This is a genomic window from Streptomyces sp. W1SF4, assembly GCF_003950035.1.
GTDB classification, from domain to species: Bacteria; Actinomycetota; Actinomycetes; order Streptomycetales; family Streptomycetaceae; genus Streptomyces; species Streptomyces racemochromogenes.
The window spans coordinates 161,120-182,033 of record NZ_CP034352.1; the positions used below are offsets into that span (position 1 = coordinate 161,120).

The 20,914-nt window shown below is 75.5% G+C and carries 6 protein-coding genes; 3 read left to right on the top strand and 3 right to left on the bottom strand.

Annotation, left to right across the window (positions count from 1 at the left end):
- Nucleotides 1–6: 6 nt before the first annotated feature.
- A complete protein-coding gene (locus D1J60_RS36450; RefSeq protein WP_241253720.1) occupies nucleotides 7–14,802 on the bottom strand; it encodes a type I polyketide synthase in 14,796 nt (4,931 codons plus the stop codon).
- 321 nt (nucleotides 14,803–15,123) lie between these two features.
- Here D1J60_RS36450 and D1J60_RS36455 point away from each other — a divergent pair, with 321 nt between their 5' ends.
- On the top strand, nucleotides 15,124–16,155 hold the full coding sequence (locus D1J60_RS36455; RefSeq protein WP_125596681.1) for a beta-ketoacyl-ACP synthase III: 1,032 nt from the start codon (nucleotides 15,124–15,126) through the stop codon (nucleotides 16,153–16,155).
- Nucleotides 16,152–17,918, top strand: a complete 1,767-nt coding sequence (locus D1J60_RS36460; RefSeq protein WP_125824799.1) for a 3-hydroxyacyl-CoA dehydrogenase NAD-binding domain-containing protein — start codon at nucleotides 16,152–16,154, stop codon at nucleotides 17,916–17,918. The genes D1J60_RS36455 and D1J60_RS36460 overlap by 4 nt, the downstream gene beginning before the upstream one ends.
- A gap of 99 nt (nucleotides 17,919–18,017) precedes the next feature.
- On the opposite strand, the gene D1J60_RS36465 is transcribed toward D1J60_RS36460, so the two are convergent.
- The gene (locus D1J60_RS36465) at nucleotides 18,018–18,530 is read right to left on the bottom strand and encodes a MarR family transcriptional regulator (RefSeq protein ID WP_125824800.1); all 513 of its coding nucleotides are present in this window, start codon (nucleotides 18,528–18,530) and stop codon (nucleotides 18,018–18,020) included.
- Nucleotides 18,531–18,609: 79 nt separating this feature from the next.
- On the opposite strand from D1J60_RS36465, the gene D1J60_RS36470 reads away from it, so the two are divergent.
- Nucleotides 18,610–19,530: an ABC transporter ATP-binding protein gene (locus tag D1J60_RS36470; protein ID WP_125824801.1), complete on the top strand. Its 921-nt coding sequence runs from the start codon at nucleotides 18,610–18,612 to the stop codon at nucleotides 19,528–19,530.
- A 12-nt stretch (nucleotides 19,531–19,542) separates the two neighbouring features.
- On the opposite strand, the gene D1J60_RS36475 is transcribed toward D1J60_RS36470, so the two are convergent.
- Nucleotides 19,543–20,877 (bottom strand): AMP-binding protein, encoded by a 1,335-nt coding sequence (locus tag D1J60_RS36475; protein WP_125824802.1) that lies wholly within the window; start codon nucleotides 20,875–20,877, stop codon nucleotides 19,543–19,545.
- Nucleotides 20,878–20,914: the final 37 nt, after the last annotated feature.

The window sequence follows — 20,914 nt, forward strand, 5'->3', positions numbered from 1 at the left end:
CGGGGATCAGGAGACCCCGAGCTCGTTCTGGATGAAGTCGAGTACCTCGTCGGCCGAGGCCGACTGGAGCCGGTCCGCGACGTCCTCGCCGGCGGCGGGCGCCGTCGGCGCGGAGGCGGACGCCACCGCCTTCCAGCGCTGGAGGAGGTCCTCGATGCGGCCGGTCACCTCGTCGTGTCCGGGTGCCTCCGGGTCGGCGGCGAGCACGGCCGCTTCGAGGCGGCCGAGTTCGGCGAGCAGGCCGGCGCCCGGGGCGGCGGTCTCCTCGGGCACCAGCTCGTTCAGCAGGTGCTTGGCGAGGGTGCCGGCCGTCGGGTAGTCGAAGATCAGCGTGGGGGGCAGCCGCAGTCCGGTGGCGGCCCCCAGCCGGTTGCGGAACTCGACGGCGGTCAGCGAGTCGAAGCCGAGTTCCTTGAAGGTGCGGTCCGCTCCGACGGCGGCGGGCGCCCCGTGTCCGAGGACGGTGGCGACGTTGGTGCGCACCAGGTCCAGCAGCAGGTGTTCCCGCTCCGATTCCGGCTGGGCGGCGAGCCGGCGGCCCAGCGGTTCGGCGCCCTCGGCGGCGGCCGGTCCGGCGACGCGGCGGGCCGGGGCCCGTACGAGGCCCTTGAGCACGTCGGGCAGGGAGCCGTCGCGGGCCTGGCCGCGCAGTCCGGCCAGGTCCAGCCGGACGGGGGCGAGCAGGGGCTCGTCCTGGCGCAGGGAGTCGTCGAGGAGGGCCAGGCCCTGCTCGTTGGTCATCGGCAGGAAGCCGGACCGGCCGAGGCGGGCGAGGTCGGTGGTGTCGAGTCCGGCGGTCATGCCGCTGGACTCGGCCCAGTGGCCCCAGGCGAGGGAGACGGCCGGCAGGCCGTGGGCGCGCCGGTGCTGGGCGAGGGCGTCCAGGAAGGAGTTGCCCGCCGCGTAGTTGGCCTGGCCCGCGTTGCCGAGGACGCCGGCCGCGGACGAGTAGAGGACGAAGGCGGTGAGGTCCAGGTCGCGGGTGAGCTCGTGCAGGTTGACGGCGGCGTCGGCCTTGGGCCGCAGGACGCGCTCCAGCCGGCCGGCGTCGAGGGAGGCGAGGACGCCGTCGTCGACGACCCCGGCGGTGTGGACGACACCGCGCAGCGGCCGGTCACCCGGGATCGCCGCGAGCAGCGCGGCGAGCGCGTCACGGTCGGCCGCGTCGCAGGCCACCACCTCGGCCGAACCGCCCAACTCGGCTATCTCCGACACCAGTTCGGCCGCACCGGGGGCGTCCGGGCCGCGCCGGCCCGCGAGCAGCAGGTGCCGTACCCCGTGCGAGGCGACCAGGTGCTTGGCCACCAGCGCGCCCAGGGTGCCGGTGCCGCCCGTGATCAGGACGGTGCCGTCCGGGTCCCAGCCCTGCGGGACCGTCAGGACGATCTTGCCCACGTGCCTGGCCTGGCTCATGAAGCGGAACGCCTCGGGCGCACGCCGGATGTCCCAGGCGCGGACCGGCAGCGGCCGCAGCACGCCCGCCTCGAACAGCCGTCCCAGCTCGGCGAGCATCTCGCCGATCCGCTCCGGACCGGCCTCCATCAGGTCGAAGGCCCGGTAGCGCACGCCCGGGTAGGCGTCGGCCACGTCCCGCGGGTCGCGGATGTCGGTCTTGCCCATCTCGATGAAGCGGCCGCCGCGCGGCAGCAGCCGCAGCGAGGCGTCGACCAGTTCCCCGGCCAGGCAGTCCAGGACCACGTCCATGCCGCGGCCGCCGGTCGCGTGCGTGAACCGCTGTTCGAAGGAGGTCGAGCGGGAGGACCCGTAGTGGGCGCCCTCCAGCCTGACCTGTCGGCGCAGCGCGTCCCACTTGCCCTCGCTGGCCGTGCCGAACACCTCGGCCCCCAGGTGGCGGGCCAGCTGCACGGCGGCCATGCCGACGCCGCCGGCCGCCGAGTGCACGAGGACGCGTTCCCCGGCCGTCAGCCCGGCCAGGTCGACGAGCGCGTAGTAGGCGGTCAGGAACACCGCGGGCACCGAGGCGGCCTGTTCGAAGGACCAGCCCGCGGGCATCCGCGCCAGCATCCGCGCGTCGGCGACGGCCACCTCGCCGAAGGCGTGCGGGACCATGCCCATCACCCGGTCGCCGGGGGCGAGGTGGGTGACGCCGGGGCCCGTCTCGGTGACGACGCCGGAGGCCTCACTGCCCAGGACGATCTTGTCCGGGTACATGCCGAGGGCCATCAGGACGTCGCGGAAGTTCAGACCGGCGGCGCGGACCGCGATCCGCACCTGGCCGGGGGCCAGCGGTTCGGCGGCCTCCGGGAACGGGATGAGTGCCAGGCTCTCCAGGGTGCCGCCGCCGGTGGTGTCGAGCCGCCAGTGCGGGGCGTCCCGCGGCGGGGCGAGCAGGGCCCCCGCGTCGGTGCGGGCCAGCCGGGGGACGAGGAACTCCCCGTCGCGGACGGCGATCTGGCTCTCGCCGGTGGCGACGGCCGGGATCACCGGGGCGTCCTCGACGGCGGTGTCCGTGTCGACCAGGACGAGCCTGCCCGGGTTCTCGGCCTGCGCGGAGCGCACCAGGCCCCAGAGCCCGGCGTGGGTGAGGTCGGTGACGTCCTCGCCCGGGCGGGCCGCGACCGCGCCGCGCGTCGCCACGACCAGGCGGGAGGAGGCGAACGCGGGCTCGGCGAGCCAGTGCCGGAGGGTGTCCAGCAGGGCCGCGGTGGCCTCCCGTACGGCGTCCGCCCGTACGGCGGTACGCGTCCGGGGAACCGGCAGCAGCACCGCGTCGGGGGCGGGTGCGCCGGCCGCGACGGCGGCGGCCAGCGCCTGGAGGTCGGGGTGGGCGGGCAGGCCCTCCTCGTCCGGGTCGGCCGGGGAGCCGAGCACCACCCAGTTCAGCTGCGGTTCGTCGGCGGCGGTGGCCGTCGTCCAGTCGACCCGGTACAGGGCGTCCTGGTCGGCCGACCGCGCCCGGTGCAGCTGGTCGTGGGAGACGGGCAGCAGGGTGAGGGAGTCGATGGTGGCGACGGGCAGTCCGGCCGGGTCCACGACGGTGACGGCCACCGCGTCGGCGCCCGCGGGCACCAGGCGGACCCGCACGGCCGAGGCTCCCTCGGCGTGCACGGTCACCCCGCTCCAGGCGAAGGGCAGCCGCAGGCCGCCCCCGGCGCCGGACGCGACGTCGAGCAGCATGCCGTGCAGGGAGGCGTCGAGCAGCGCCGGGTGCACGCCGAACGCGGCGGCCTCCTCCTGCCGGGCCGGGTCGAGGACGACCTCGGCGTAGACCTCCTCGCCGGACCGCCAGGCGGCCTTGAGGCCCTGGAAGGCGGGCCCGTAGGCGTAACCGGCGTCGGCGAGGCCCTCGTAGAACCCGCGCAGGTCGACCGGCCGGGCTCCGGCCGGCGGCCACACGGCGAACTCCGCACCGCTCGGCGCTGGGCCGGCGGCGGTGAGGGTGCCGGTGGCGTGCCGGGTCCACGGCAGGGCGGTCTCGGCGCCCTCGGGCCGCGAGTGGATCACGACGCTGCGGGAGCCGGACTCCTCGTCCGGGGCGCCCACGGCGATCTGGAGGCGGGCCGCGCCGCGCTCGGGGAGCGCGAGCGGGGCTTCCAGGGTCAGTTCCTCCAGGCGGCCGCAGCCCGCCTCGTCGCCGGCGCGGAGCGCGAGTTCCACGAAGGCGGTACCGGGCAGCAGAACCGTTCCTGCCACGGCGTGGTCGACGGCCCACGGAAGGGCCTCGGCGGACAGCCGGCCGGTGAGGACCAGCCCGTCCCCGCCGGCCAGGTCGACCGAGGCGCCGAGCAGCGGGTGGGCGGCGGAGGTCAGGCCCAGTCCGGCCGCCGCACCGTGGGAGGCGGGGGCGGGTGCGAGCCAGAACCGCTCGTGCTCGAAGGCGTACGTCGGCAGGTCCACCCGGCGGGCCGGGCGGCCCGCGACGAGCGGGGCCCAGTCGACGGGCAGGCCGCGGGTCCAGGCCTCGGCGAGGGCGCCGAGGAAGGCCTCCGGGTCGGGGCGGTCCTTGCGCAGCACGGGGGCGAGGAGCCCGGAGAAGTCCTCGGGGAGGGACTCCCCCGCCATGGCGGCGAGGACGCCCTGGGGGCCCAGCTCCAGGAAGTGCCCCACGCCCTGGGCGGCGAGGTGGGCGACCCCGTCGGCGAAGCGGACCGCGCCCCGGACGTGCTCGACCCAGTACTCGGCGGTGAACCCGGTGATCTGCTCACCGGTGACGTTGGAGACCACCGGGATCTCGGGCGCGGAGTAGGCCAGGGATTCCGCGACCTCGCGGAACGCGTCGAGCATCGGTTCCATGAGCGGCGAGTGGAAGGCGTGCGAGACGGTGAGCCGCTTGGTCTTGCGGCCCTGTTCGGCCAGCCGCGCGGCCACCGCCAGGACGGCGTCCTCCGCCCCCGAAACCACCACGGACTGCGGTCCGTTGACCGCCGCGATGTCGACATCGCCCGACAGCAGCGGGCGCACCTCCTCCTCGGTGGCACGGACGGACACCATCGCCCCGCCCTCCGGCAGGGCGCCCATCAGCGCACCCCGGGCACTGACCAGTGCCGCCGCGTCCGCGAGGGAGAGAACACCCGCCACGTGCGCGGCCGCGATCTCACCGATCGAATGCCCGGCCACGAAGTCCGGACGCAGACCGAAGGACTCCGCCAGCCGGTACAGGGCCACCTCGACCGCGAACAGCGCCGGCTGGGTCACCTCCGTGCGGTGGACCCCATCCCCACCGCCGAAGACGATGTCCTTCAGCGGGAAGTCGAAGTGGGCGCACACCTCGTCGAACGCGGCGGCGAACACCGGCTGCGCCTCGTACAGCTCACGGCCCATGCCCGGACGCTGCGCACCCTGCCCGGAGAAGAGGAACGCGAGCCGCTCGCCGGTGCCCGTGAGGCCCTGCGTGACGCCGGGCGCGCCGTTGCCCTCGGCGAGGGCGCGGAGTCCGGCCGCGAAGCCGTCGCGGTCCTCGGCGAGCACCACCGCACGGTGCTCCAGGGGCGACCGGGTGGTCAGCAGTGCGGTGGCGACGTCCGCGGCGGAGACGGAGCCGTCCAGGTCCAGCAGCCTTGCGGCCTGGCCGCGCAGGGCTCCGGCGCTGCGCGCCGAGAGCACCCAGGGCAGCAGCCCGGCGGGCTCCGGGGCGGGGGCGGGCGCGGGCTCCTGTGGGCCCTCCTCGATGACCACGTGGGCGTTGGTGCCGCTGATGCCGAACGAGGAGACGCCGGCCCGGCGCGGGCGGCCGGTCCGCGGCCACTCCACGGCCTCGGTGAGCAGCTCGACGGCGCCGGCCGACCAGTCGACCTCGGGGGTGGGCTCGTCGGCGTGGAGGGTGCGCGGCAGCACGCCCTCCCGCATCGCCATGACCATCTTGATGACGCCCGCGACACCGGCCGCGGCCTGGGCGTGTCCGATGTTGGACTTCAGCGAGCCGAGCAGCAGCGGCCTGTCCTCGGGCCGGTCCTGCCCGTACGTGGCCAGCAGTGCCTGCGCTTCGATGGGGTCGCCGAGGGTGGTGCCGGTGCCGTGGGCCTCGACGGCGTCCACGTCCCGCGGGGAGAGCCGGGCGTTGGCCAGGGCCTGGCGGATGACGCGCTGCTGGGCGGGGCCGTTGGGGGCGGTGAGCCCGTTGGAGGCGCCGTCCTGGTTGGTGGCCGTACCGCGGACCACGGCGAGGACGCGGTGTCCGTTGCGGCGGGCGTCGGAGAGCTTCTCCAGGAGGAGCACGCCGACGCCCTCGGCCCAGCCGGTGCCGTCGGCGTCGGCGGAGAAGGACTTGCAGCGGCCGTCGGCGGCCATGCCGCGCTGGCGGCTGAACTCGACGAACACGCTGGGGGTGGCCATGACGGCGACGCCGCCGGCCAGCGCCATCGTGCACTCGCCCTGGCGCAGGGACTGGGCGGCCAGGTGCAGGGCGACCAGCGAGGAGGAGCAGGCGGTGTCGACGGTGACGGCCGGGCCCTCGAGGCCGAAGGTGTAGGCGACGCGGCCGGAGACCACGCTGCCCTGGGTGCCGGTCAGGCCGTATCCCTCGACGCGCTGCGGGTTCTCCTCGACGCGGAAGGCGTAGTCGTGGTGCATGGCTCCGGCGAAGACGCCGGTCCGGCTGCCGCGCACGGTGTCGAGGTCGAGCCCGGCCCGCTCGAAGACCTCCCAGGAGGCTTCGAGGAGGAGCCGCTGCTGCGGATCCATGGCGAGGGCCTCGCGGGGGGAGATCCCGAAGAGGACGGGGTCGAAGTCGCCCGCGCCGTAGAGGAATCCGCCTTCGCGGGCGTAGCTGGTGCCCAGCCGTTCGGGGTCGGGGTCGAAGAGGGTGGCGAGGTCCCAGCCGCGGTCGGTGGGGAAGCCGGCGACGGCGTCACGGCCTTCGGCGACGAGCTGCCAGAGGTCCTCCGGCGAGCCGACGCCGCCGGGGTAGCGGCAGGCCATGCCGACGATGGCGATCGGCTCGTCGGAGGCCGTGGCGGTCTGGGCCGTCGCGGCCGGCTCCCCGGTGCCGGCGGCCGTCGCCGCGTCCTGTGCGCCGAGCAGTTCGGCGAGCAGGAAGCGGGCGGCGGCGTTGACGGTGGGGTGGTCGAAAACGATGGTGGCGGGCAGCCGCAGGCCGGTGGCGGCGCCGAGCTGGTTGCGCAGTTCGACGGCGGTGAGGGAGTCGAAGCCGAGTTCCTTGAACGCCTTGTCGGGGCGGATCGCGGAGGGTTCGGCGTGGCCGAGGACGGCCGCGACCCGGCCCCGCACGAGGTCGAGGAGTTCGCGTTCGCGCCCGGCGCCGTCGAGGGCGGTGAGGCGGCGGACGAGTGAGGAGACCTCGGCCTCCGGGGCGCCCGCCTCGACGGCGCGGCGGGCGGGGCTGCGGACCAGGGAGCGCAGCAGTGCGGGGAGCAGGCCGGCGGCGGCGCGGGTGCGCAGGGTCGCCGCGTCCAGGCGTACGGGGACCAGCAGGGGGTCGCCGGGGGCGCGGAGCGCGGTGTCGAGCAGCGTGAGGGCGTGGTCGGTGGCCAGCGGCAGGATGCCGGCGCGGGTCATCCAGCCGAGGTCACCGTCCTCGAGGTGGGCGAGCATGCCGCTGGACTGCTCCCACAGGCCCCAGGCGAGGGCGGTGGCGGGGAGGCCCTGGGCGTGCCGGCGGTGGGCGAGGGCGTCCATGAAGGCGTTGGCGGCGGCGTAGTTGGCCTGGCCCGGGTTGCCGAAGACGCCCGCGATGGAGGAGAAGAGGACGAGGGCGGTGAGGTCGAGGTCGCGGGTCAGTTCGTGCAGGTTCCAGGCGGCGTCCACCTTCGGGCGCATCACCGCGTCCAGGCGCTCGTCCGTCAGGGATCCGACGAGTCCGTCGTCCAGCACGCCGGCGGCGTGGACCACACCCCGCAGCGGCCGGTCGGCGGGGATGCCCGCCAGCACCGAAGCCAGCGCCTCCCGGTCGGCGGCGTCACAGGCCACCACCTCCACCACGGCACCCGACTCCCGCAGTGACTCGGCCAGTTCCACCGCACCCGGCGCGTCCGCACCACGACGGCCCGTCAGCAGCAGGGAGCGAACCCCGTGCTCCGCCACCAGGTGCCGGGCCACCAGCCCGCCCAGCGCACCCGTACCACCGGTGATGAGCACCGTCCCCGCCGGATCCCAGACGGCATCGCCGCCGGAGGTGGCGGCGGCCCGGACCAGGCGCGGGACGAGGAGGGAGCCGTCGCGGACGGCGATCTGGGGTTCCCCGGTGGCGAGTGCGGCGGCCAGGTCGGCGCCGCCGCCGTCCCACGGGTCGAGGTCGACCAGGACGAAGCGGTCCTGGTTCTCCGTCTGCGCGGAGCGCAGCAGGCCCCACAGCGGGGCGTGCACGAGGTCGATGACGTCCTCGCCGGCGCGTACGGAGACGGCGCCGCGCGTGACGACCACCAGCCGGGCGGCGGCCAGCCGGTCCTCGGCGAGCCAGTCCCGGACGAGGCCGAGGGCGGCGGCCGTCGCCGCGCGGGCGGCCTCGGCGGTCGAGGCCCCGTCGGCGTCCGTGCCCGGGGCGGGCGGGCAGGTGAGGACGACGGTCGAGGGGACGGCGAGCCCCTGGTCGAGGGCGGCGGTGAGGTCGGCGAGGCGCGGGTACGCGGCGCCGCCGAGCTCGGTCCAGTCGGGGAGCGCGCCGGCGTCCCCGGCGGCGGGGACCGCCGACCACTCGACGCGGTGGAGTCCGTCGCGGTGTGCGCCGCGCAGGGCTCCGGGGGCGACGGGCCGCAGCACGAGCGACTCGACGCGGGCGACGGGGCGGCCCTCGGCGTCGGCGACGTCCAGCGCGACCGTGTCGGTGCCGAGGGGGGTCATGCGCAGGCGGAGGGAGGCGGCACCGGTGGCGAGGAGGGACACGCCGCTCCACACGAACGGCAGCCGGACGCCGGAGTCCTCGCCGCGGGCGGCGCGGACGAGCTGCTCGGCGTGCAGGGCGGAGTCGAGGAGGGCGGGGTGCAGGCCGAAGGCGGACGCCGCCTCCCGCTGCGCCGGATCCAGCGCCACCTCCGCGTACACCGTCCCGCCCACGGCCCAGGCGGCCTTCAGCCCCTGGAAGGCCGGCCCGTACGCGTAACCGGCCTCGGCCGCCCGCTCGTAGAACCCCTCCACGTCGACGGGCAGCGCCCCGGCCGGCGGCCACACCGCCAGGTCGACGCCCGTCGCGGGGGCGGCTGCGGGGGCCAGGAAGCCGTTGGCGTGCCGGGTCCAGGCGGTGTCGGCGTCGTCGGGTCGTGCGTAGACGGCGACGGAGCGGCGGCCGGAGCCGTCGGGGGCTCCGACGACGGCCTGGACCTGGACGGCTCCGCGGGGCGGGAGCACGAGGGGGGCTTCGAGCGTGAGCTCTTCGAGGTGGGCGCAGCCGGCCTCGTCACCGGCGCGGACGGCCAGTTCGACGAAGGCGGTGCCGGGCAGCAGGACGGTGTCCAGCGCGCCGTGGTCGGCGAGCCAGGGGTGGCCACCCAGGGAGATCCGGCCGGTCAGCAGGAACCGGTCGCCGTCGGCGACCCGTACGGACGCGCCCAGCAGCGGGTGCCGGGCCTCGGACAGGCCGGCCGCGGACACGTCGGCGCTGCCGGTGTCGGGGGCGTCGAGCCAGTGGCGTGCGCGCTGGAAGGGGTAGGTGGGCAGCTCGGTCGCCGCGTGGGCGCCGGAGCCGGTGAGGACGGTGGTCCAGTCGACGTCGACGCCGCGGGTCCAGGCGGTGGCGAGGGAGGTGGTGAACCGGGCGAGGCCGCCCTCGCCGCGGCGCAGCGTGCCCGTGGCCAGGACGTCGGCGCCCGCGTCCTCGGCGGTCTCCACCAGCCCGTACGTGAGGACCGGGTGCGCGCTGGACTCCACGAAGGCCCGGAACCCGTCGGCGAGGAGGGTGCGGACGACGGGCTCGAACGACACCGGCTGTCGGCAGTTCTCGTACCAGTACGCGGCCGTCAGCTCGGGCCCTTCCAGCACCTCACCGGTCACGGTGGAGTACAGCGGAACCGAACCGGTCCGGGGCTGAACGAAGCCCAGCAGGTCCAGGATCCGCTCCTTGAGGCGGTCGACCTGGGCGCAGTGGGAGGCCACCGTCGAGGGGATGATCTTCGCGCGGACGCCTTCGGCCTCCAGGGCGGCGACGAGCTCCTCCAGCGGAGCGACCTCACCGGCCACGGTGACCGTGCCCGGACCGTTGATCCCCGCGATGGACAGCGCGTCCCCGTACGGGGCGAGCCGCGCGCGGACCGCGTCGGCGCCCAGCGACACCGAGGCCACCGCGCCCCGGCCCACCAGCTCGTCGGCGAACAGCTGCGAACGGAGCACGACCACCCTGGCCGCGTCCTCCAGCGACAGCGCACCCGACACCGCCGCAGCCGCGATCTCACCCTGCGAGTGACCCACGACCGCGTCGGGCACCACGCCCGCCGCACGCCACAGCTCCGCCAGGGACACCATCACCGCGAACAGGACCGGCTGGAGCACCTCGATCCGCGTCAGGCCCTCGCCGTCACCGCGCAGCACCTCCTCCACCGACCAGTCGACGTGCGCCTCCACCGCCGCCGCGACCTCCGCGAACCGCGCCGCGAACACCGGCGAGGAATCCAGCAGTTCCACACCCATCCCGGCCCACTGCGAACCCTGCCCGGGGAAGACGAACACCGTCTTGCCGCCCGCGTCCGCGACGCCGGACACCAGCGGGGCCTCCAGGCCCGTGAGCAGTTCCTCGCGGGAGGAGCCCAGGACCGCCGCCCGGTGGCCGAAGACGGAGCGGTGCCCGGCGAGGGCGGCGGCGAGGTCGGAGACGGGGGTGTCGGGGTGCTCGGCGGCGTGGCTGCGCAGCCGGGCGGCCTGCTCGCGCAGGGCGTCCTCGGTCTTGGCGGACAGCAGCCACGCCACGGGGCCGGCGGCGGGTGCCGCCTCCGGCTCGTGCGACGCGGGGGCCGGGGCCGGGGCCGGGGCCGGGAGAGGGGCCTCTTCGAGGATGAGGTGGGCGTTCGTACCGCTGATCCCGAAGGAGGAGACGCCCGCGCGGCGCGGGTGGCCGGTCTCCTCGGCGGCGGGCCAGGGGCGGGCCTCGGTGAGGAGTTCGACGGAGCCAGCGGCCCAGTCGATGTGGGGGGAGCGCTCCTCGGCGTGCAGGGTCTTGGGGAGGACGCCGTGGCGCAGGGCCAGGATCATCTTGATGACGCCCGCGACGCCGGCGGCCTGCTGGGTGTGGCCGGTGTTGGATTTGAGGGAGCCGAGCCACAGCGGCCGGTCCGCGTCGCGGCCCTGGCCGTAGGTGGCGAGCAGGGCGTGCGCCTCGATGGGGTCACCCAGCTTGGTGCCGGTGCCGTGGGCCTCGACGGCGTCGACGGTGTCGGCGGTGACGCCCGCGTTGGCGAGGGCCTGGCGGATGACGCGCTGCTGGGAGGGGCCGTTGGGGGCGGTGAGGCCGTTGCTGGCGCCGTCCTGGTTGGTGGCGGAGCCGCGGATGACGGCGAGGACCTGGTGGCCGTTGGCCCGCGCGTCGGAGAGCTTCTCCAGCAGGAGGACGCCCGCGCCCTCGGCCCAGCCGGTGCCGTCGGCGTCGGCCGAGAAGGACTTGCAGCGGCCGTCGGCGGACAGGGCGCGCTGGCGGGTCAGTTCGACGAAGAGGCCGGGGGTGGGCATGACGGTGACGCCGCCGGCGACGGCGAGGGTGCACTCGCCCTGGCGCAGGGACTGGGCGGCCAGGTGCAGGGCGACCAGCGAGGAGGAGCAGGCGGTGTCGACGGTGACGGCGGGGCCTTCGAGGCCGAGGGTGTAGGCGATGCGGCCGGAGGCGACGCTGGGGGTGCTGCCGGTCATCAGGTAGCCCTCGGTGGACTCCGTGCCCTCGTGCAGGCGGGGGCCGTAGTCCTGGAAGGTCGCGCCGATGAACACGCCGGTGTCGGTGCCCTTGAGGGCGAGGGGGTCGAGGCCCGCGCGTTCCAGGGCCTCCCAGGAGGTCTCCAGCAGGAGCCGCTGCTGCGGGTCCATGGCGGCGGCCTCGCGGGGCGAGATGCCGAAGAAGGCGGGGTCGAAGAGGGTGGCGCCGTCGAGGAAGCCGCCCGCCCGCACGTAGTGGGTGCCGGGCCGGCCCTCGGGGTCGTAGAGGCCCTCCAGGTCCCAGCCGCGGTCGGTGGGGAAGGGGCCGGTGACGTCCCGGCCGGCGGCGAGGACCTCCCACAGCGCCTCGGGGGAGTCGGTGCCGCCGGGGAAGCGGCAGGCCATGGCGACGACGGCGATCGGTTCGTCGGCGTCCGCGGCGGCGGTGTGCCGGGTGGCGGCGGCCGGGCCGGCCGTCCGGCCGAGGGCGCGTTCGGTGAGGTGGCGGGCGAGGGCGACGGGCGTGGGGTGGTCGAACAGGAGGCTGCTGGGCAGGGCCAGTCCGGTGCTGCGGGTGAGGCCGTCGCGGAGTTCGACGGCGGTCCAGGAGTCGAAGCCGAGTTCGTGGAAGGTCTCGCGCAGGTCGATGTCACGGGCGTCGTCGTGGCGCAGCACCGCGGCGATGTCCGTGCGGAGCAGGTCGAGGACGGCCTGCTCGCGGTCGGCGGCGGGGAGTGCGGTGAGGCGGGCGCCCAGGGCCCCGGCGTCGGCGTGCGTGTCCTCGTCCGGGGCGTCGGCGGCCGGGGCCGCCGCCGGGGCGGTCGCCGCCGTGGTGGCGGGGGCCGCGTCGATCCAGTGGCGGCGGCGCTGGAAGGCGTACGTGGGCAGGTCCAGCCGGGGGGCCGGGCCGGTGGTGCCGAGGAGGGTGTCCCAGCGCAGGCCGGGGGCGGCGCCGAGGGTGTGCAGGCGGGCGAGGGCCGTGGTGAGCGACTCCGGCTCGGGCTGCTTGCCGGTCCGGGCGACGGGTACGAACGCGGCGCCGTCGCCGGCGGATTCGCGTCCGGCGGAGGACAGGGCGCCGTCGGGGCCGAGTTCCACGTAGGTGGTGACGCCGGCGGCGTCGAGGGCGCGGATGCCGTCGGCGAAGCGGACGGCCTCGCGGACGTGGCGCACCCAGTAGTCGGCGGTGCCGATCTCCTCGTCGGTGACGGTCCGCCCGGTCAGGTTGGAGACGAGGGGGATGCGGGCCGGGGCGTAGGAGACGGAGGCGGCGACGGTGCGGAACGCGTCGAGCATGCCGTCCATGTGGGGGGAGTGGAAGGCGTGGCTGACGGGCAGCCGCTTGGTCTTGCGGCCCAGCGCGGCGAAGTGCCGGGCGAGGGCGTCGACGGCTTCCTCGTCGCCGGAGACGACGACGGAGCGGGGGCCGTTGACGGCGGCCACGCACACCCGGTCGGTGCGGCCGGCGAGGAGCGGCGCGAGCTCGGTCTCGTCGGCCTGGAGGGCGGCCATGGCGCCGCCCTCGGGGAGGGCGTCCATGAGGCGGCCGCGGGCGGCGACGAGCGCGGCGGCGTCGGGCAGGGTGAGGATCCCGGCGACGTGCGCGGCGGCGAGTTCGCCGACGGAGTGGCCGACGAGGTGGTCGGGGTGGACGCCGAGGTGGCCGAGCAGCCGGTGGAGGGCGACCTCGAAGGCGAACAGGGCGGGCTGGGTCCAGGCGGTGCGGTCGAGGAGGGCGGCCTCGTCGGTGCCCGGGGCGGCGAAGGCGATCTCGCGGAGCGGGCGGGGCAGGTGTGCGTCGAAGGCGGCGCACACCTCGTCGAAGGCGGCGGCGAACGCGGGGTGCGCGGCGTGCAGTTCGCGGCCCATGCCGGGGCGCTGGCTGCCCTGGCCGGAGAAGAGGAACGCGGTGGTGCCGGTGCCGGCGCGGCCGCGGACCAGGTGGGGGGAGGCGGTCGCGGCGGCGAGGGCCTCGAGTCCGGCGGTGAGGCCGGTGAGGTCCTTGGCGAGGACGACGGCCCGGTCCTCGTGCGCGGTGCGGGTGGCGGCCAGGGCGTGCGCGAGGTCCGCGGCCGTGCCGGTGTGGGTGGCGGCGTACGCGGAGAGCCGGGCGGCCTGGGCGCGCAGGGCCTGCTCGCCGCGGCCGGAGAGCGGGAAGAGCAGCGTCCGGCCGGGGGCGGCGGCCTCGGCGGGCGCGGGCGCGGGGGCGGCGGCTGCGGTGGGGGCTTCGGCGAGGACGACGTGGCAGTTGGCGCCGCCGAGGCCGAAGGAGCTGACGCCGGCGACGAGGGGCCGGGCGGGGTGCGGCCAGGGGCCGGCCTCGGTCTGCACCCGCAGCCGCAGCGCGTCGAGGTCGATGGCGGGGTTCGGGGTGCGGTGGTGGAGGCTGGCGGGCAGTTCGCGGTGGCCGACGGCGAGGGCGGCCTTGATGAGGCCGGCGATGCCGGCGGCGGCCTCGAGGTGGCCGATGTTGGTCTTGGCGGAGCCGACGGGCAGCGGGTCGGCGGCGTCGCGGGCCGCGCCGAGGGCGGTGCCGAGCGCGGCGGCCTCGACGGGGTCGCCGACGGGGGTGCCGGTGCCGTGCAGTTCGACGTACTGCACCTCGGCGGGGTCGGTGCCGGCGGCCTCCAGGGCGCGGCGGATGACGTCGGCCTGGGCGGTGGGGCTGGGCACGGTCAGGCCGTCGGTGGGCCCGTCGTGGTTGACGGCGCTGCCGAGCAGGACGCAGTGGACGCGGTCGCCGTCGGCGAGGGCCCGGTCGAGGGGCTTGAGCAGGACGAGTCCGCCGCCCTCGCCGCGTACGAAGCCGTTGGCGCGCTCGTCGAAGGTGTGGCAGCGGCCGTCGGGCGACAGGGCGCCGAACGCGGCGGTGATCTCGGAACTGGCGGGTGTGGCACGCAGGTTGACGCCGCCGGCGAGGGCCAGGTCGGCCTCGCCGCTGAGCAGGGCCTGGCAGGCCAGGTGCACGGCGACGAGGGAGGAGGACTGGGCGGTGTCGACGGTCAGGCTGGGGCCGTGCAGGCCGAGCGTGTAGGAGACGCGGTTGGCGATGACGCCCCGGTTGAGGCCGGTGAAGGCGTGCTGTCCGGTGCCGGCGCCGGCGGAGCGGCGTACGAGGTCGGCGTAGTCGTCCCAGATGGCGCCGACGAACACGCCGGTGCCGCTGTTCTTGAGGGTGCCCGGCAGGACGCCCGCGTCCTCCAGGGCCTCCCAGGCGAGTTCGAGGACGAGGCGCTGCTGCGGGTCCATGGCGGCGGCCTCGCGCGGCGAGATGCCGAAGAACCGGGCGTCGAAGGTGTCGACGCGGTCGAGGTAGCCGCCGCGGGCGGCGGCCGGGCCCGAGTCCGCGGGGACGACGTCGCGGCGCGCTTCGGGCGCGTCGGTGACGGCGTCCGTGCCGTCGCGCAGCAGCCGCCAGTACGCGGCGGGACCGTCGGCCTGCGGGAACCGGCAGGAGATGCCGATGACCGCGATCGGCCCGGTGCCACGGGCTGGTGTACCGGACTCCTCCGGAGCCGCCGCCGTCGTCTGCCGTGCCGGAATCATCGGGTCAGCCACGATCTCCCCCTTCGCCTGTTTGCCTGATGCGTCTTCAGGGATCCGCCGGGCGCGCGGGCGGACCGAGGACCGGGGGAATTCCATGCAGACCGTCGAGACGCTGACGTCCGGCTCTAAAGCTCGGCTAAAAACAGCTCCCGGTCATCGGCCTGCCGTACCGCTAGGGGCGGTTAGGGGGCGGAGCAAGGGTTACCGGCCGCCTCGGGCTGCGAGAACCATTGCTGAATGTCCCATTCGAGCACCCCGCGGTGAATGCCTTTCCCGCTGTTCCCGCGCTTTCCCGCGCTTTCTGCCCACCGACACGGTGAGGAGCCGTCCGTCATGACAGCAATCGGAATTCTGGGCACCGGGTCTTATCTGCCTGCCGACACGGTCTCCAATCGGGTCGTCGGGGAGCGGGCGGGGGTCACGGAGGACTGGATCCTTCAGAAGACCGGTATCCGGGAGCGCCGCTACGCGGCCGAGTACGAGGCCACCTCCGACCTGGCGGTCGAGGCGGCGCGGGCCGCGCTGGACGCGGCGGGCGTCTCGGCGGAGCAGCTGTCGTGGATCGTGGTGGCGACGTCCACGCCGGATTCCCCGCAGCCGGCGACGGCCTGTCTGGTGCAGCACCGGATCGGTGCGGTGAACGCGGCCGCGTTCGACGTGAACTCGGTGTGCAGCGGCTTCGTGTTCGGCCTGGTGGCGGCGGCCCGGATGCTGCCGGGGCAGGACGGCGGGGTCCGCGGCCACGCGCTGGTCATCGGCGCCGACGTGTACTCGCGCATCATCGACCGGGAGGACCGGCGCACCGCCGTCCTGTTCGGTGACGGTGCGGGTGCCGTGGTGCTGGGGCCGGTGCGGTCCGGGTACGGGGTACTCGGCTCGTACCTGGCCAGCCGCGGCGACCAGGCGGAACTGATCCGGGTCGAGGCCGGCGGCAGCCGGCTGCCCGCGTCGGAGAAGACGGTCGCGGAGGGGCTGCACCACTTCAGGATGAACGGGCGCGGCGTGCGCGATTTCGTCGCCGCCGAGCTGCCGCGCGCGGTCGGCGAGGTGCTGGACCGGCACGGTCTGGAGCGCTCCGAGGTCGACCACTTCGTCCCGCACCAGGCCAACGGCGTGATGCTGGGCGAGACCGTGCCGCGTCTGGGGCTGCCCCGCGCCCGTACGCACCTCACCGTCGCCGAGCACGGAAACACCAGTGCCGCCTCCATTCCCCTCGCCCTCGACGAGGCGTACCGGTCCGGGGCGTTCCGGGACCGGGACGTCGTGCTGCTCGCCGGTTTCGGCGGCGGCATGTCCCTGGGCACGGTGCTCGTCCGCTGGGACGAGGAGGCGGCTCCCGCTCCCCGAAAGGACTCAGCAGCATGACGGCAGCATCCGCGGCACCCCTTTCCGGTGCCCTGCCCTTCACCGCGGTCGCGGTGGTCGGTCTCGGTACGGTCGGATCCGCGCTGGCCCGCTCGCTCGCCTCGGCGGGCGCCCGGGTGGTGGCTGTGGAGGCCGACGGTGACGCCCTGGCCGGCGGGCGCGAGCGCGTCGAGCGCGGGCTGGAGGATCCGGCGGCCCGGGCCCGGATCACGTACACGGCCGATCTCGCCGGTATCACGGGCAGTGAGCTGGTCGTGGAGGCGGTGCCGGAGGACTTCGCGCTGAAGACGGAGGTGCTGCGGCGGGCCGACGGGCTGTGCGGTCCCGAGGCGGTGTTCGCGACGACGACCTCGCTGTCGGTGACCCGGGTGGCGGCGGCGTGCGGTCGGCTGCCGCGCACGGTGGGCCTGCACCCGGTCGGGCACGCCCCGGACGGCGGGGTGGTGGAGGTGGTGACGACGCCCCTGACGGAGCCGTCGGTGGGGCGGGCGGCCGAGGAGCTGGTGGGTGCGCTGGGCCGCAGGGCCGTGGCCTCCAGCGACCAGCCGGGCTTCACGGGCGGCGGGCTGCTGATGGGCTACCTGAACGGTGCCGTGGCGATGTACGAGCGGCGGTACGCCTCGCGCGACGACATCGACGCGGCGATGATGCTGGGCTGCGGGCTGCCGCTGGGGCCGCTGGCCCACCTCGACCTGATCGGTCTGGACACGGCGCGCGACACCCTGCGCGGCCTGTACGAGCAGACGGGGCAGGCGCGGTTCCTGCCGCCGCCGCTGCTGGACCACATGGTGACGGCGGGGCTGCTGGGCGCGAAGGCGGGCCGGGGGTTCCACACCTGGCCCGAGGGCCCGGCGGGTCCCCGGGCCGCGGCCGGCCCGCGGGGCGGCGGAGCGGCGGGTCCCGCGCGGCCGTCGCGGCCGGTGCGCGAGGTCGGGGTGATCGGGTCCGGCACGATGGCGTCGGGCATCGCCGAGGTGTTCGCCCGGTCCGGGTACGGGACGCGGCTGGTGGCCCGTACGGACGTGCGCGCGAAGGAGGCGCTGGACAAGGTCGCGGGTTCGGTGGAGCGCGGGGTCAGGCGCGGCCGGATCAGCGCCGAGGAGGGCCGGGCCGCGCTGGAGCGGCTGGTGCCGGCGGACTGCCTGGAGGCGGTGGCGGACTGCGACCTGGTGGTCGAGGCGGTCGCGGAGGAACTCCCCGTCAAGCGTGAGGTGTTCCGGGGGCTGGACGCGGTGTGCCGTCCGGGTGCGGTGCTGACGACGACGACGTCGAGCCTGCCGGTGGTGGAGTGCGCGGCGGTCACCTCGCGGCCCGAGGACGTGCTCGGCATGCACTTCTTCAACCCGGCTCCGGTGATGCGGCTGGTGGAGGTGGTCGGCACGGTGCTGACGGCGCCGGACGCGCTGGGGACGGTCCACGAGGTGTGCGCGCGGCTGGGCAAGCACCCGGTCGGGATCGACGACCGGGCCGGGTTCATCGTCAACGCCCTGCTGTTCCCGTACCTCAACAGCGCGGTGCGGCTGCTGGAGGAGCGCCGGGCGGTGGCCGGGGAGATCGACGCGGTGATGACGCAGGGCTGCGGCTACCCGATGGGTCCGCTGACCCTGCTGGACACGATCGGTCTGGACGTGTCGCTGCAGATCCAGAACAGTCTGCACGCCTCGTTCCGGGAGCCGTCGCTGGTGCCGGCCAAGCACCTGGAGCACCTGGTGGACGCGGGCTACCTGGGCCGCAAGAGCGGCCGGGGCTTCCACACGTACTAGGGGTCCCGGCGGCCGGGCGGCACCGGGGGTCCCCGGTGCCGCGCGGTGCCCCGTGCCGGCCGCCCGGCCGGTGCGGACGGGCCCGGTGCCGACGGGCGGTCAGCGGCGGCCGCGATGGGCGCGCCAGCGGTCCATCAGCGAGTCCAGTTCCAGTTTCACGAAGTTGAAGAAGTCGGCCGTCTCCTCGGCCCGGACGCCCGCCGGGGTGCCGGGGCCCAGCACCTCCACCCCCTGCTTGAGGGTGGCGGCCCACCGGTTGAGCATCTGGTCCCGGCTGGTGACCGTCTCGTACCAGAGGTCCGCGTGGATCCGGTAGATCTCGCGCCGCTCGCCGGGTACCCGTTCCCGGCCGACCATGTGCATCTCGGCGAGGTAGCGGACGGCGCCCGAGACCGCCGCCGGGCTGATCTTCAGCCGCTCGGAGAGCTCCGCGGCGCTCAGCGCGCCCGCGTCCTCGGCGAGCAGGCAGGCGAAGATCCGGGAGGGCATCCGGGGCATCCCGGCCGCCACCATGTCGGCGGCGAACCGTTCGACGAAGGCGGAGACCTCCCCACCGTAGTCCCGCTGTCCGCTGTCGCCTTCGCATTCGCTTCCGCCGGCACCTGTGCCCATACCGTCTCCCCCGTGATCGATCGTCAGATACCTTCCGATAGCTTCACGATATTGTGAAACTAAGGTATCTTCCGACAATGTGACGATGGCAATCGACATTGCCGGACTGTACAAGTCGTTCGGCCACACGCAAGCGCTGAAGGGCCTGGACCTGAGCGTCGAGAAGGGCGAGGTGCACGGCTTCCTCGGCCCCAACGGAGCCGGCAAGTCCACCACCCTGCGCATCCTCCTCGGCCTGATCCGCGCGGACAGCGGCCGCGTACGACTGCTGGGCGGCGACCCCTGGCGCGACGCGGTCGCCCTGCACCAGCGCATCGCGTACGTGCCCGGCGACGTGAACCTGTGGCGCAACCTCTCCGGCGGCGACGCCCTCGGCTTCCTCTCCGGGCTGCGGGAGACCACCGATTCCCGGTTGACCAGGGAGCTGATGGACCGCTTCGAGCTCGACCCGGGCAAAAAAGGCCGCGCGTACTCCAAGGGCAACCGGCAGAAGCTCGCCCTGGTCGCCGCCTTCGCCGCCGACGCCGAGCTGCTCGTCTTCGACGAACCCACCTCCGGCCTCGACCCGTTGGCGGAGGAAGTCTTCCAGAGCTGCGTCGGCGAGGCCACCGACGAGGGCCGTACGGTGCTGCTCTCCAGCCACCTCCTCACCGAGGTCGAGGCCCTGTGCGACCGGGTGAGCATCGTCCGCGACGGGCGCACGGTCGAGACGGGCACGCTCGCCCGCATGCGGCACCTGGCCCGCACCCACGTCACGGCCGAACTCACCGCCCCCGTCGAGGGCCTGGAGGAGCTGCCGGGGGTGCACGGGCTGGAGCTGGACGGCGCGGAGGTCAACGCCCAGGTCGACCAGGAGCACCTCGGCACGTTCCTGCGGGTGCTGTCACAGACCGGCGTACGCAGCCTCGTCAGCCGGCCGCCGACCCTGGAGGAGCTGTTCCTGCGGCACTACCGGCCCGAGGCCGAGCAGGCGTCCGCCGGGGCCCCGGGACCGGGCTGAGGACGCGCCGCCTCACCCCTCCCGCGACAGCAGCAGCCGCTTCTGCGTCTTGCCCATCGCGTTGCGCGGCAGCGCGGCGACGAACCGCACCTCGCGCGGCCGCTTGTGCGCCGAGAGGCGTGCGGCGACGAAGTCGGTGAGCTCGGCCCCGGTCACCCCCGAGGCCACGACGTACGCCACGACGCGCTGGCCCAGATCGGAGTCGGGCACCCCGACGACGGCGGCCTCCGCGACACCGGGGTGGTCCAGCAGGGCGTTCTCGATCTCCCCCGCCCCCATCCGGTACCCGCCCGACTTGATCATGTCGACGGAGGCCCGGCCCACGATACGGTGGGTGCCGTCCGCGTCGACCGCCGCGATGTCGCCCGTCCGGAACCAGCCGTCCTCGGTGTACGCGGCCGCCGTGGCCTCGGGCCGCCCCAGGTAGCCGGAGAACAACGTGGGCGCGGTCAGCTGGAGTTCGCCGATCTCCTCCCCGGGCCCGGCCGCGATCCGGGTCCGGACGCCGGGCAGCGGCGTCCCCACCGCGCCCGGCCGCAGCGGGCCGCCCGCGCGGCCGCTCACCGTGATCAGGGTCTCCGTCATCCCGTACCGCTCGACCGGCCGGCTCCCCGTCAGCTCCTCCAGGCCGCGGAAGACCCGCTCCGGCAGCGGGGCGCTGCCCGAGACCAGCAGCCGCGCCGAGCGCAGCGCCCTGGCATGTTCCGGCTCCGCCACGACGCGGGACCACACCGTGGGCACCCCGAAGTACAGGCTGCCGCCGGCGCCTGCGTAGGCGGCGGCGGTGGGCCGGCCGGTGTGCACGAGGCGGCTGCCGGTGCGCAGCGCGCCCAGCACGCCGAGGATCAGGCCGTGGACGTGGAACAGCGGCAGGCCGTGGACGAGGGTGTCCTCGGCGGTCCACCGCCAGGCCTCGGCGAGGGCGTCCAGTCCGGCGGCGATGGCGGCGCCGCCGAGGACGACGCCCTTGGGCGCGCCGGTGGTCCCGGAGGTGTAGAGGATCATCGCGGGGGCGTCGGCCGCGGGTGCGGGGCCGCTCCAGGCGGCCCGGCGGGCGAAGTCCACGGTGACGGGGCAGGCGCCCGAGTCGCGCAGGACGTGCTCGCGTTCGGCGGTGCCCGCGTCGGGCGGTACGGGCACCACGGGCACCCCGGCCAGCAGGCAGCCGGCCACCGCGGCGACGGTCTCCAGGGAGGCCGTGGCCTCGACGGCGACGGCGGGCGCGCCGGCCACGTCGGCGGCCACCGCTCCGGCCGCGCCCAGCAGTTCCTCGTACGAGGCGGTCCGGCCGGCGACGGTGACCGCGTCCGCGCGGTCCCCGTACACCCCTTGCAGCGCCGTGAGCACGGATGTCTCTCCTTACGTCTTGCGTCGGTACGGGGTG